12 protein-coding genes and 1 riboswitch are annotated in these 12,420 nt (G+C 71.3%); of the genes, 7 read left to right on the top strand and 5 right to left on the bottom strand.

From position 1 onward, the window contains the following. Positions 1 to 36: 36 nt before the first annotated feature. Complete coding sequence (locus tag AC3B5L_RS15640; protein WP_366237010.1) at positions 37 to 1,518, bottom strand: D-alanyl-D-alanine carboxypeptidase family protein; 1,482 nt, start codon at positions 1,516 to 1,518, stop codon at positions 37 to 39. A gap of 77 nt (positions 1,519 to 1,595) precedes the next feature. Beyond that, a riboswitch (TPP riboswitch) is annotated at positions 1,596 to 1,707 on the top strand. On the opposite strand from AC3B5L_RS15640, the gene AC3B5L_RS15635 reads away from it, so the two are divergent. The 5 genes from AC3B5L_RS15635 to gadC all read left to right on the top strand — a co-directional run bounded on the left by AC3B5L_RS15635 (position 1,698) and on the right by gadC (position 7,537). After that, the gene (locus AC3B5L_RS15635; RefSeq protein WP_187662552.1) at positions 1,698 to 2,339 is read left to right on the top strand and encodes an ECF transporter S component; all 642 of its coding nucleotides are present in this window, start codon (positions 1,698 to 1,700) and stop codon (positions 2,337 to 2,339) included. Its footprint overlaps the riboswitch before it by 10 nt. Next, positions 2,339 to 3,796 carry an ABC transporter ATP-binding protein gene (locus tag AC3B5L_RS15630; RefSeq protein WP_313366523.1) on the top strand — a complete coding sequence of 486 codons (1,458 nt, stop codon included), beginning with the start codon at positions 2,339 to 2,341 and terminating at the stop codon, positions 3,794 to 3,796. The genes AC3B5L_RS15635 and AC3B5L_RS15630 overlap by 1 nt, the downstream gene beginning before the upstream one ends. Next, positions 3,793 to 4,584 carry an energy-coupling factor transporter transmembrane component T family protein gene (locus AC3B5L_RS15625; protein WP_187662550.1) on the top strand — a complete coding sequence of 264 codons (792 nt, stop codon included), beginning with the start codon at positions 3,793 to 3,795 and terminating at the stop codon, positions 4,582 to 4,584. Before AC3B5L_RS15630 ends, AC3B5L_RS15625 begins: the two co-directional genes overlap by 4 nt. Positions 4,585 to 4,684: 100 nt before the next feature. After that, positions 4,685 to 6,055 (top strand): glutamate decarboxylase, encoded by a 1,371-nt coding sequence (gad, locus tag AC3B5L_RS15620; RefSeq protein ID WP_187662549.1) that lies wholly within the window; start codon positions 4,685 to 4,687, stop codon positions 6,053 to 6,055. Between the two features lie 9 nt (positions 6,056 to 6,064). Continuing rightward, a complete protein-coding gene (gadC, locus tag AC3B5L_RS15615; protein WP_232089111.1) occupies positions 6,065 to 7,537 on the top strand; it encodes a glutamate/gamma-aminobutyrate antiporter GadC in 1,473 nt (490 codons plus the stop codon). 7 nt (positions 7,538 to 7,544) lie between these two features. On the opposite strand, the gene AC3B5L_RS15610 is transcribed toward gadC, so the two are convergent. Next, complete coding sequence (locus tag AC3B5L_RS15610) at positions 7,545 to 8,270, bottom strand: aminoglycoside 3'-phosphotransferase (protein ID WP_187662548.1); 726 nt, start codon at positions 8,268 to 8,270, stop codon at positions 7,545 to 7,547. 134 nt (positions 8,271 to 8,404) lie between these two features. On the opposite strand from AC3B5L_RS15610, the gene AC3B5L_RS15605 reads away from it, so the two are divergent. Beyond that, positions 8,405 to 9,163 (top strand): SDR family NAD(P)-dependent oxidoreductase, encoded by a 759-nt coding sequence (locus AC3B5L_RS15605; RefSeq protein ID WP_187662547.1) that lies wholly within the window; start codon positions 8,405 to 8,407, stop codon positions 9,161 to 9,163. An 80-nt stretch (positions 9,164 to 9,243) separates the two neighbouring features. Next, complete coding sequence (locus tag AC3B5L_RS15600) at positions 9,244 to 10,077, top strand: SDR family oxidoreductase (RefSeq protein WP_025104853.1); 834 nt, start codon at positions 9,244 to 9,246, stop codon at positions 10,075 to 10,077. Positions 10,078 to 10,175: 98 nt separating this feature from the next. Here AC3B5L_RS15600 and AC3B5L_RS15595 read toward each other — a convergent pair whose 3' ends face one another. The 3 genes from AC3B5L_RS15595 to AC3B5L_RS15585 are packed head-to-tail and all read right to left on the bottom strand — an operon-like array spanning position 10,176 to position 12,296. Beyond that, on the bottom strand, positions 10,176 to 10,925 hold the full coding sequence (locus AC3B5L_RS15595) for a sulfite exporter TauE/SafE family protein (protein ID WP_187662546.1): 750 nt from the start codon (positions 10,923 to 10,925) through the stop codon (positions 10,176 to 10,178). Then, positions 10,922 to 11,620 (bottom strand): ankyrin repeat domain-containing protein, encoded by a 699-nt coding sequence (locus tag AC3B5L_RS15590; RefSeq protein ID WP_280569441.1) that lies wholly within the window; start codon positions 11,618 to 11,620, stop codon positions 10,922 to 10,924. The genes AC3B5L_RS15595 and AC3B5L_RS15590 overlap by 4 nt, the downstream gene beginning before the upstream one ends. Positions 11,621 to 11,657: 37 nt before the next feature. Beyond that, entirely contained in the window at positions 11,658 to 12,296 is a 639-nt protein-coding gene (locus AC3B5L_RS15585; RefSeq protein ID WP_363446367.1) for a bifunctional 4-hydroxy-2-oxoglutarate aldolase/2-dehydro-3-deoxy-phosphogluconate aldolase, read from the bottom strand. Positions 12,297 to 12,420: the final 124 nt, after the last annotated feature.

The following is a 12,420-nucleotide window of genomic DNA, read 5'->3' as shown; positions in this document are numbered from 1 at the left end:
CACTCCGGATCCGGAGTGGGGCATCGTCGTCAGGACTCAGTCGTCCCCGGAGATGCCGAAGAGCTCGAGCGGGTGGGTGAGCCGCCACCACGGGCTCGGACCGTCCAGGTCCTCGTCGAGGACGAGCGCGGTCTCCGTGCTGTCGACAGGGCCGGTCGTGGTCAGGGTGCCGACCGTCCCGTCCGCCTCCCGTTCCTCCCCGAGGTCGAACACCGTCGATGCGGTCGCGCTCGCCCCGTTCCACAGCACGACGTCGGCGTCCTCGCCCGCGACCACGTCGACGCGCTCACCCCAGGCGGTGACCACGCGCCCGACCACCGTGCCCGCCGGGACGGCCGGGCCCTGGGCCTGCAACGCCGCCTCCGTCTGGGCGAACAGCGCACGGGTGAGGGCGAGACGCGCCTCGTCGTCCTCCTGGTTCAGCGCCGCGGCGTAGAGCCGGACCGTCGAGTCGCCGACGGCGACGTCCTTGGCGGTCAGCAGATTCCACCCGACGAGGGTGCCCGTCTTGATGCCGACGACACCCGGATCGGCGAGCATCCCGTTCGTGTTCTCGACCTTGCCTGCCCCGGGCAGGTCGACAGACCGGGTTCCCACGATCTCGGCGAACACCGGGTTGCGCATGGCCATCTCGCCCAGGGCCACGAGGGCCTCGGGGGTGGCGACGTTGCGTTCATCGAATCCCGACGGCGTCACCACCGTGATGCCGGAGAGCCCGCGTTCGCCGAGCCAGACCTCGGCCGCGGCCGCGAACTCCCCGTCGGACCCCCAGATCTCCGACGCCAGCCGGTCGATGTAGTTGTTGGCCGAGCCGAGCAGGGTGCCCTGGAGAAGCTGGTACTCGGTCAGCACTCCACCCACGGGGACATCGAGTGCGGACTGATTGGCGATCCGGTAGTCCCAGTAGCGGATGCTGTCGGCGTACGAGAAGGCGAACTCCGGACCCTGCTCCCCGGGGGCCAGCGGCAGACGATCCAGCACCATGAGGCTGCTGACGACCTTCGTGATGCTCGCGATGCTCACCGGAGCGGTGGTGGACGCCGCGGTCGTCATCCCGGCGATCCCGACAGCGCCGTCGCCGACCGCGGGCCAGGCGAGCGCGGCGGTGGGGGCGGCGACCGGGGTGAACTCGACGGCCTGGACGGTCGGGGCGACCTCGTGCAGCGGCCAGAGCAGCGTGGTGCCGGCGTAGGAGGCGACGAGGCCGACGAGCACACCGAGCGGGACGAGCAGTCCGGGGCCGGCGATCGCGGGTCGCAGTTTCGCGTCGCGCAGCAATCCCGTCTCGTCCTCCGTGCCGGCCGAGGCGTCGAACTCGGGCGTCGACGACTCCGCGGCGACGAGCGACGGGTCCACCCAGGTCAGCGCGGTCGCCGGAGCCGACGCATCGGCCCACGACACCGCTTCCGTGACCGGAGGGTCGAGCGCGGGCTCGGCGGACACGGGTGCGGAGTCTTCGGGCCGCGCGTCGACGTCGACGCCGCCGGACGCCTCTTCAGGGGGATCGGAAGCGGTCACTCGCTTACGGTACCGAATACCGCCCGGAATCCGCCGTGCGCGGCTCGGGACGCGCGGGCGGAACGGGGTAGGATCGACAGCACAACCACGGGAGTCCGGCGAGCCGGGCTGAGAGGGAGCGAATCGCGCTTCGACCGTCGAACCTGATCTGGGTCATGCCAGCGCAGGGAGGAGTTCACATGAGTACGTCCACGTCCGCATCCGCGTCTGCGAAGAGCACGGCCGTTCCGGCGCGCGGCTATCTGCGCTGGCGCGTCGTCGACATCGTCGTCGCCAGCGTCCTCGGCGTCGCCGCCGGTCTGATCTTCCTGGCCTGGAACGTCGGATACCTGGGGCCGAAGGCCCTGCTCGAGCCGTTGCTTCCCGGCCTCCAAGGGCTCCTCGACGGCCCGTGGCTCTTCGCGGGCGTGCTCGGCGGGCTCATCATCCGCAAGGCGGGCGCCGCGATCTACGTCGAGCTGCTGGCCGCCGTCGTCTCGGCGCTCATCGGCAACCAGTGGGGCGGCTTCCTCACGCTCGAGGCAGGCCTCGTGCAGGGACTCGGTGCCGAGCTGATCTTCCTGCTGTTCTTCTACCGCCGCTGGTCGCTGCCCGTCGCGATCCTCGCCGGTGCCGGCGCTGCGCTCGCGGGCGGCATCAACAACCTCGTCCTCTGGTACGCCGGCTCCGGTCCCGCCTTCACCGCGATCTATCTCGTGAGCACCGTGATCTCCGGGGCGGTCATCGCCGGTGCGCTGTCCTGGGTGCTCGCGCGCGGCATCGCGGCGACGGGGGCTCTCGACCGTTTCGGCTCCGGGCGCGAGGCGCGCGTGCGCGTCTGATGTCGTCCGAGCAGGTCGCTCCCGCCGGCGTCGAGGCCCGGGGGTGGGGGTGGCGACACGCGAGTCGCCTCGCCTGGGCGCTGCGCGATGTCTCGTTCCGCGTCGAGCCCGGCGAGCGGGTTCTCGTGCTCGGGGCCTCTGGCGCGGGCAAATCCACACTGCTGCACGGCCTCGCCGGTGTGCTCGGCGGCGAGGAGGAGGGGGAGAGCGAGGGGGAGCTGCTCATCGACGGCGGCCCCGCCGTGGCCACCCGCGGTCGGGCCGGGCTCGTCCTCCAGGATCCCGACTCGCAGGTGATCCTCGCCCGCGCCGGCGACGATGTGGCCTTCGGCTGTGAGAACCTCGGGGTGCCGCGGGCGGAGATCTGGCCTCGTGTCGAGGCGGCCATGGCGGCCGTCGGCCTCGACGTGCCGCTCGACCATCCGACCGCGGCGCTCTCGGGCGGCCAGAAGCAGCGCCTCGCCCTGGCCGGCATGCTCGCGATGCGCCCCGGACTCGTGCTGCTGGACGAGCCGACGGCGAATCTCGATCCCGAGGGCGTGCGCGAGGTGAGGGATGCGGTGGAGCGGATGCTCGCCGCGCGTCCCGCCACCCTCGTGGTCGTGGAGCATCGCCTCGAGGTGTGGCTGCCCCTCCTCACGCGGGTCATCGTGCTCGGCGCCGGCGGGGTCGTCGCGGACGGCACTCCCGCGGAGGTGCTCGGCACGGAGGGGGAGCGCCTGGCGGCGGACGGCGTGTGGGTACCCGGCCGCCCGCCGGCCGAGCCCCCCGCACCACGCGCGGCGCCCGGGGACGTGCTGCTCTCGGCGCACGGGCTGGCTGTCGCACGGGTGAAGGGGCGTCCGGTGGCGCACGACATCGACCTGGACGTGCGTGCCGGCGAGGCCCTCGCGATCACCGGGCCGAACGGCGCGGGCAAGTCCACGCTGGCCCTGACCCTCGCGGGGCTCCTCCCTCCCGCAGGGGGAGCCGTGATCGCGGCGCCGTCACTCGCGCAGGGGGCCAATCCGTCTCCGATCCGGTGGGCGTCTCGCGAGCTCCTCACACGGATCGGGATGGTGTTCCAGGAACCGGAGCACCAGCTCCTCGCCCAGACCGTGCGCGACGAGCTCGCGGTCGGTCCCCGCGCCCTGGGCGTCCCCGATGACGAGGTGTCTGCCCGCGTCGACGAGCTGCTCACCCGCCTGCGGCTCGCGCACCTGGGTGCGGCGAATCCGTACACGCTCTCGGGCGGGGAGAAGCGCCGCCTGACGGTCGCGGCCGCGATCGCCACGAGACCCCGGGTGCTGATCCTCGACGAGCCGACCTTCGGCCAGGACGCCCGGACCTGGGCCGAGCTCGTGGCGATGCTCGCCACCCTCCGGGACGAGGGATCGGCGATCGTCACCATCACCCACGATCTCGATGTGGCGCGCGCTCTGCACGCCACCCGGTTCGTCCTGGGGGCACCGGCATGACGGCGCTCGCCCCCGCCCCCACCCGCACCGGCGTCGTCGCCCGCATCAATCCGGTCGCCAAGCTGGGCGTGAGCGCGCTCATCGCCGTGCCTCTGGTCCTCACGCTCGACCCGGTGTCGGCGGCCGTCGCCCTGGCACTCGAAGCGGTGCTGTTCCTCTTCGCGGGCATCGGCTGGCGGGAGTTCTGGGTGCGCACGTGGCCGGTCTGGCTCGCGGCGCCGCTGACCGGTCTCACCATCGCCCTCTACGGCGAGACGAGCGGCACCGTCTACGTCGACTGGTTCGTGCTGCGCATCAGCGAGGGGTCGCTCGCGCTCGCCGTCGCCACGATGCTGCGCGTGCTCGCGATCGCCCTGCCCTCCGTGGTCCTGTTCATCACGGTCGATCCCACGGATCTCGCCGACGGCCTCGGGCAGATCCTGCGGCTTCCGGCCCGATTCGTCCTCGGCGCGCTCGCCGGCCTGCGCATGGTGGGACTGTTCCTCGACGACTGGCGTGCTCTCGAACTCGCCCGTCGCGCGCGCGGCGTGGCCGACCGCGGGCGCATCCGGCGCTTCCTCGGCATGGCCTTCGCCCTGCTCGTGCTGTCGATCCGCCGGGGCGCGAAGCTCGCGACAGCGATGGAGGCGCGGGGCTTCGGCGCCCCCGGCCGTCGCACCTGGGCGCGGGAGTCGCGCTTCGGCGCGCCCGAGTGGATCCTGCTCGCCGTCGGGGCGGCGATCTCCGCGACGGCGATCGCCGCCGCGGTCGCGACCGGAGCCTGGAACTTCATCCTCGGGCCGTCCTGACCCTCACCCCTTTCGGACGAGGGTCCCTGGAGGTCGGTCAGAGGCGGGGCTAGCGTCCGCAGGAGACAGTGCCATCGACACCGACCGAAAGGGACGTCCCATGAGCATCTCCTCCGCCGACGACCAGCCGCTCTTCACGCGGCCGGGCGAGGCCACCGTCGCACCACGACACGTCATCCCCGACACCGAGTCGCTCCCCGCGACGGCGAAGCAGATCGTCGAAGACGAGACGATCCTCGACGGCAACGCACGCCTCAACCTCGCGACCTTCGTCAGCACCTGGATGGACGACGAGGCGAAGCAGGTCTACATGGCCTCCTTCGACAAGAACATGATCGACAAGGACGAGTATCCGCAGACCGCCGCCATCGAGGACAACTGCTGGCACATGCTCGCGAACCTGTGGAAGGCCCCGGATGCGGCGCGCAGCATCGGCACGTCGACGATCGGCTCCTCCGAGGCGTGCATGCTCGGCGGTCTCGCGTTCAAGCGTCGCTGGCAGCAGGCCCGCCGTGCCGCCGGCAAGGACGCCTCCACGCCGAACCTCGTGATGTCGAGCGCGGTGCAGGTGTGCTGGGAGAAGTTCTGCAACTACTTCGACGTCGAGCCGCGCTACGTGCCCATCAGCGAGGAGCACAAGACGCTCGACGGCCACGATCTCGAGAAGTACGTGGACGAGAACACCATCGGGGTCGTCGCCATCATGGGCGTCACCTACACCGGCATGTACGAGCCGGTGGCGGAGATCGCCGCGGCGCTCGACGCGATCCAGGAGAAGACCGGCCTCGACATCCCGATCCACGTGGACGGCGCCTCCGGTGCCATGATCGCTCCGTTCCTCCAGCCGGACCTCGTGTGGGACTTCCGGCTGGAGCGTGTGCACTCGATCAGCACCTCGGGACACAAGTACGGTCTCGTCTACCCCGGCCTCGGCTGGGTGGTCTGGCGCGACGCGCAGTGGCTGCCGGAGGATCTCATCTTCCAGGTGAGCTACCTCGGCGGGGAGATGCCTACCTTCGCCCTGAACTTTTCCCGCCCCGGTGCTCAGGTGCTGCTGCAGTACTACCTGTTCCTCCGCCTCGGGTTCGAGGGCTACCGCGCGGTGCAGCAGGCCTCGCAGGACGTGGCGAAGTTCCTCTCCGCGGGCATCGCGAAGCTCGACGCGTTCGAGTTGTGGAACGACGGCAGCGACATCCCGGTGTTCGCCTGGCGCCTGAAGGACGGGCACACCGACAAGTGGACGCTCTACCACCTGCAGGATCGGCTCCGGATGCGCGGCTGGCTCGTCCCCGCGTACCCGATGCCCGCCGATCTGGAGGACCTCACAGTGCAGCGCATCGTCGTGCGCAACGGGCTCAGCATGGACCTGGCCGCCGAACTGCTCGACGCCATCACCGCCGAGGTGGCCCACCTCGACGCGCTCACGGCCCCCATGCCGTCCGACCACCCCGACTCGGCGTTCCACCACTAGGGGGCCGAGATGTCTGCTCCGCAGTCCGGTCCGACCGGCGCCGCGCCCGCGCCGCGCGTCTCCCGTCCCGCCGTCGCCGTCCTCGGCATCGGCCAGCTCGCCCTGCTCACCCTCGTCGTCGTGGCGAGCCTGCGGTCGCTGCCCGCGATGGCGATCTACGGCCTCGGCAGCATCACGCTGTACCTCATCCCCGCGGTGCTGTTCCTCGTCCCCACCGCCCTCGTCGCCGCGGAGCTGGCGACGGGGTGGAAGGGCGGGGTGTACGTCTGGGTGCGGGAGGCCCTCGGCAACCGCTGGGGATTCACCGCGGTGTGGCTGCAGTGGATCCAGAACGTCGTCTGGTTCCCCACGCAGCTCGCGTTCGTGGCCGGCGCCCTCGCCTTCGTCTTCCTCGACCCCTCGCTGTCCAGCTCCGGCTTCTTCACGGCCGTCATCATCATCGTCTGCTACTGGGGCGCCACGCTCGTCACGCTCCGCGGCGGCGACCTCTTCGCCAAGCTGGGCTCGTGGGGCGGCATCATCGGCACGCTGTTCCCGGCGGTGCTGCTCATCGTGTTCGGGGCGGTGTGGGTCTTCAGCGGGGAGAAGAGCCAGGTGCCGCTCGAGGCCTCGGCGGTGATCCCGCCGTTCACGGGTCTCGCGTCCATCGTGCTGATCGTCTCGAACGTGCTGGCCTACGCCGGCATGGAGGTGAACGCGGTCCACGTGAATCAGATGAAGGATCCCGGCAAGGGCTACCCGCGCTCGGTGTTCCTCGCCGCCGGCCTCATCCTGCTCGTCTTCATCCTGCCCACCATCGCGATCGCGGTCGCGGTGCCGAAGAAGGAGCTCGGGCTGACGAACGGCATCATGCTCGCGTTCGGGGAGTACTTCGACCACTGGGACATGGGATGGGCGACGGCCGTCGTGTCCGCGCTCATCGCCGCCGGTGCTCTCGCCTCGGTCGTGACCTGGGTCGCCGGTCCCTCCAAGGGCGTGCTGGCGGCCGCGGAGACGGGACTGCTCCCGCCGCTGCTGCAGAAGCGGAACAAGGCCGGTGTGCAGTCCGGCATCCTGATGCTCCAGGGAACCATCGTCACGATCCTCGCGGCGATCTTCATCATCGTGCCCAACGTCAGCGCCGCCTTCGTGGCGCTCATCGACATGGCCGCCGCGCTGTACCTCATCATGTACATGCTCATGTTCGCCTCGGCGATGGTGCTGCGGCGGAAGGCGCCGGACGTCCCCCGTGCCTACCGGGTGAAGGCTCTCCCGTTCGTCGCCGGCGTCGGGTTCTTCGCCTGCCTCGCGGCGTTCCTGCTCGCCTTCATCCCGCCCGACGGCTTCACCGCGTTCCCGGCCGCCGCGTACCCGTGGATCGTCGGTGTCGTGATCGTCGTGCTCGGCGCTCCGCCGTTGCTGTTCTACGCGCTGCGGAAACCGTCGTGGGACCGGCGCCCGGCCGACGGGAGCCTCCTCAGCGACGCCCACCCGGAGGCGTGAGCCCGGCTCAGGACTCGTTCCAGAGTCGTCGGTAGTACTCCAGCCTCGGGCGGTCGGGGTCGACGCCGTAGGCCGCGATGAGCGTGTCCTCCCACCCGGGACCGAAGTTCCACAGCGTGCTCATGGCGGCCACGGCGATGTCGGCCCACCGGTCGGCGACCCCGAGCGCGGCGAGGTCGACGTGGGCGACCGGACGGCCGTCGTCGTCGAGCAGGGTGTTGGGAAGGCACGCGTCGCCGTGGCAGACCACGAGCCGATCGACCGGCGGGGGCTCGTGCAGGTCCGTCGGCACCGTCGTCCCGCGGGCGGCGGCGTTCGCGATGCGCTCCGTAGGGCTCCACGTCCACGGGCACTCCGCGACGGGGAGGGCGTCGTGCAGGAGGCGCAGACCGACCCCGACCGCGCGCACGGCGGTCTCCGGAGACGACGCCCAGCGCGGATCCACCGCACTGCTGCCGGGGAGGGCTGTCGTCACGAGCCACTCGTACGCCTCGTCCTGGCCCTGGGAGATCACCTCGGGCACGGTGGTCCAGGTGCGGGCCCAGCGCATCCGCTCGGCCTCGTCACGCATGTTCGCCTCGGGATCGAGGGGACCCCATTTGATGTAGCGGCCGTCATCGGTGCGGAAGGTCAGGCCGCCGAGCGCGTTGCGCCACGCGGGGGTCAGTGCGGCCCCGGCGGCGAGTTCGCGCACCCGGGCGGGGACCTCGACGGACGCTGCGGGGATGCTCACCCGTCCATCCTGCCGGAACGCCGGTGTCGTAGGCTCGGGGGCGACGCGGCAGGCCTGCGGTGACACCAAGAACCGCATAGGCTGGGACTGCGTTCCATGCATGTCGCACGACGACGTTCGAAGGAGAACATCAGATGCAGATCAGCGGACAGGGGGCCCTCGTCACCGGCGGCGCCTCCGGACTCGGACTGGCCACCGCCCGTCGGCTCACGGCCGCGGGCGCGCACGTCACCATCATCGACCTCGCCTCGTCGAAGGGGGAGGAGGTCGCGGCGGAGCTCGGCGGTCTCTTCGTCCCCGCCGACGTGACGAGCGTCGACGAGGTCAAGGCCGCCGTCGCCGCCGCACAGGCCGCCGCACCGCTACGGGTCGTCGTGAACTGCGCCGGCATCGCCCCGCCCGCCAAGGTGCTCGACCGGGACGGCACCCCCGCCGTCCTCGCCGACTTCGAGCGGATCGTCCGGATCAACCTCGTCGGCACGTTCAACGTGATCTCCCAGGCCGCCGCCGTCATCGCCGCGAACGAGCTGCACGACGAGGAGCGGGGCGTGGTCGTGAACACGGCGAGCGTCGCCGCGTTCGACGGGCAGATCGGGCAGCCGGCGTACTCGGCCTCCAAGGGCGGGGTGCACGCGATGACCCTGCCGATCGCCCGCGAGCTCGCCCGCCACGCCATCCGGGTGTGCACCATCGCCCCCGGGATCATGGAGACGCCGATGCTCATGGGGCTGCCGCAGGAGGCGCAGGACTCGCTCGGCCAGCAGGTGCCGTTCCCCGCTCGCCTCGGACGCCCCGACGAGTACGCCGCCCTCGTGCAGCAGATCGTCGAGAACGGCTACCTCAACGGCGAGACCATCCGCCTCGACGGTGCCATCCGCATGGCCCCGCGGTGACCCCTCCCGGCGTTCGAATCGCCTGAATGACCCGATTCGAGCCGGAAATCCAGCCAATCACGCGATTCGAAACGAGAACCATGAGCACACTCGCCGGAAAGACCATCCTCATGTCGGGCGGAAGCCGCGGGATCGGCCTCGCGATCGCCCTGCGCGCGGCCGCGGACGGCGCGAACATCGCGATGCTCGCCAAGACCGACTCCCCGCACCCGAAGCTCGAGGGCACCGTGCACAGCGCTGCCGAGCAGATCCGCGCCGCCGGCGGCCAGGCGCTGCCGATCGTGGGCGACGTGCGGGACGACGACCACATCACCGAGGCCGTCATGAAGACGCAGGGCGAGTTCGGCGGGATCGACATCGTCCTCAACAACGCCAGCGTCATCGACCTCTCCCGGTCGCTCGACCTCTCCGCGAAGAAGTACGACCTGATGCAGGACGTGAACGTCCGCGGCACCTTCATGCTCTCCCGGGCCGCGGTGCCCATCCTCAAGGACGCCGAGAACCCGCACATCCTCTCGCTCTCGCCGCCGCTGAACCCCACCCCGAAGTGGCTCGGCGCCCACACCGGGTACACGCTGGCGAAGTACGGCATGACGATGGTCACGCTCGGACTCGCGGCGGAGTTCGCGGCCGACGGCATCGCCGCCAACACGCTCTGGCCGCGCACGACGATCGCGACGGCCGCGGTGCAGAACCTCCTCGGCGGGGACAAGGTGATGGCCGCGAGCCGGACGGCGGACATCTACGCCGACGCCGCCTATGCCGTGCTCACCCAGCCGGCGCGCACGTACACGGGGCAGTCGCTGATCGTGGAGGATGTGCTCGAGGCGAACGGCGTCACCGACTTCTCGGGCTACGCCGCCGTCCCCGGCACTCCGGACAGCGCGCTGTTCCCCGACATCTTCCTCGACTGACGCGCTTCGACAGGCTCGGCGACCCACCGCTGGGTCCCCGAGCCTGTCGAAGGGGTGGGTCCCTGAGCCCGTCGAAGGTCGCTGAGCCCGTCGAAGGGCTAGAGCAGCAGGTACACGGCACCGAGGACCGTCAGCACGATCACGATGCGGTCGAAGAGCCGCTGGTCCAGGCGCCGCGCCACCCGCAGGCCGAGCAGCGCGCCGAGCACCACGAGCGGCGCGAGGATCGCATCGGTGAGCAGCACGGGGCCGGTGAACAGCCCGATCCCGGCGAGGAACGGCACTTTGATCACGTTGATGATCGCGAAGAACCAGGCGGAGGTGCCGAGGAAAACCTGGACGGGCGTGCGGGTGGCGAGGAAGTACATCGACATCACCGGCCCGCCCGCGTTGGCCACCATGGTCGTGAAGCCGCCCAGCGTCCCGTAGACCCCGGCCAGCACCGCACCGCCCCTGGCCGCCGCCTCCTGCTCCGCCCTGGCCTGCCGCCACCGGCGCCACAGGGTCACGGCGATCATGAGCAGCAGGATCACGCCGATGGCGCGGCGAACGACCCCGTCTCCTGTCAGCGCGAGGAACGCGAAGCCGAAGAGGAGTCCTGCCACGACCGCCGGTGCGAGCCGGAGCAGCGTGGGCCAGTGCGCATGCCGTCGATAGGCGAGCAACGCGAACACGTCGCCCACCATGAGCAGCAGGAGTGTCGCCGCCGTGGAGGTCCGCGCCGGGAGCACGGCGGCGAACAGGGCGATCGCGAGGATGCTGCCGCCCGGAAGAGCGGTCTTCGAGATCCCGATGACGACCGCGGCCACGCCGAGAGCGGCCCAGGCCCAGGGATCGAGCGCTGTCACCGCCGGAGCTCGGCGACGATGGCGTCGTACCCGCGGGCGGCCGCGAGGTCGACCGGCAGCACGCCGTCGCCGTCGCGGATGGTCGCGTCGGCGCCGCCGTCGAGGAGAGTGCGCACCACCTCGACGTACCGGGCGGAGCCGTCGCCGAGCACGATCGCCTCGTGCAGGGCGGTCCAGCCGAGGTTGTTGATGTGGTCCGGATCGACGCCCGCCTCCAGGAGGATCTCGACCGTCGGCAGCAGGCCGCGTTCGGACGCGGGGATCAGCGCCGTGCCGCCGAAGCGGTTCGTGCTGCGAAGGTCGGCCCCGTGCGCCAGGGTCATCCGCAGGATCTCGTCATGCCCGCGGGCGCCGGCGTAGAGAAAGGCGGAGTCCTGGATGTCGTCCTTCGCGTTCACGTCGGCGCCGGCCTCGATCAGGAGCCGTGCCGCGTCGACGCGGTTCGCCTTGGTGGCCGCGACCAGGGGAGTCATGCCGCCGTCGCCGCGGGCCTCGATGTCGGCGCCCGCGTCGAGCGCGCGGCGGACCGCGTCAGCGTCGCCCGCGGCGGCCGCAGCGAGCAGGTCGGATGTGGCGTCGGTCATGGGAGCCTCCGGGGTCGGTGGTGCGGGATGCGACGGCGCGGCCGTGCAGGCCGAGGCGAGCAGCAGCGCGCCCGCGAGCGCGACAGCCGCCGCCACCCGTCGCATCCGCATGCATCCGGTATACCAAATGATCCCGGAGGTGGGCGGTTCAGCCTCGCGTGGCAGCGAGGGCGGCCGCGAACCGCGAGGCCCGCTGCTCGATGTCGGCCCAGTCCGCGTTCGCGATGGCGGTGCCGTTCGCGAGGTCTCCACCGGCTCCCACGGCGACAGCGCCCGCCGCGAACCAGTCGGCGAGGTTGTCGGGCTTCACGCCGCCCGTGGGCATCAGCGGGGCGTCGGGGAACGGTCCGCGCAGCGCCCCGAGGTAGGCGGGGCCGCCGAGCGAGGCGGGGAAGATCTTCACGACGTCGACCCCGAGCTCGAGTGCGCCCATGACCTCGGTCGGCGTCATCGCGCCGGTCATCACGACGCGGTCGGTGTCGAGCATGGCGCGCGTGAGATCGGGAAGGGTTCCCGGGCTGACGAGGAACGCGGCACCCGCGTCGGCGGCCCGGGTCGCCTGCTCCGACGTCGTGACGGTGCCGGCGCCGATGTACGCGGCGTCTCCGTGACGGGCGATGAGTTCGCGGATCACGGCCGGGGCGTCCGGAGTCGAGAAGGTCACCTCGATGCCGGAGACGCCGCCGCGGATGATCGCCTCCGAGGCCTCCAGGGCCAGTTCCGGCGACGGGGCGCGGAGGACGGCGAGGATGCCGGTGGTGCGGGCGCGGGCGAGACGGTCGGACATACTGCTCCTTGATCGAGGGGACGGGCCCATTCTTCCGCACCGCAACTTGTCATTACAAGTAGCCGTGGAGCGGCGAGCGAAGAGGGGTCGTGCCCAGGTGCCTCCCACCCGCATCCCGGTACCC

Source organism: Microbacterium sp. C-MGS6 (assembly GCF_058140415.1).
This window is presented reverse-complemented; position numbering and strand designations above follow the sequence as displayed.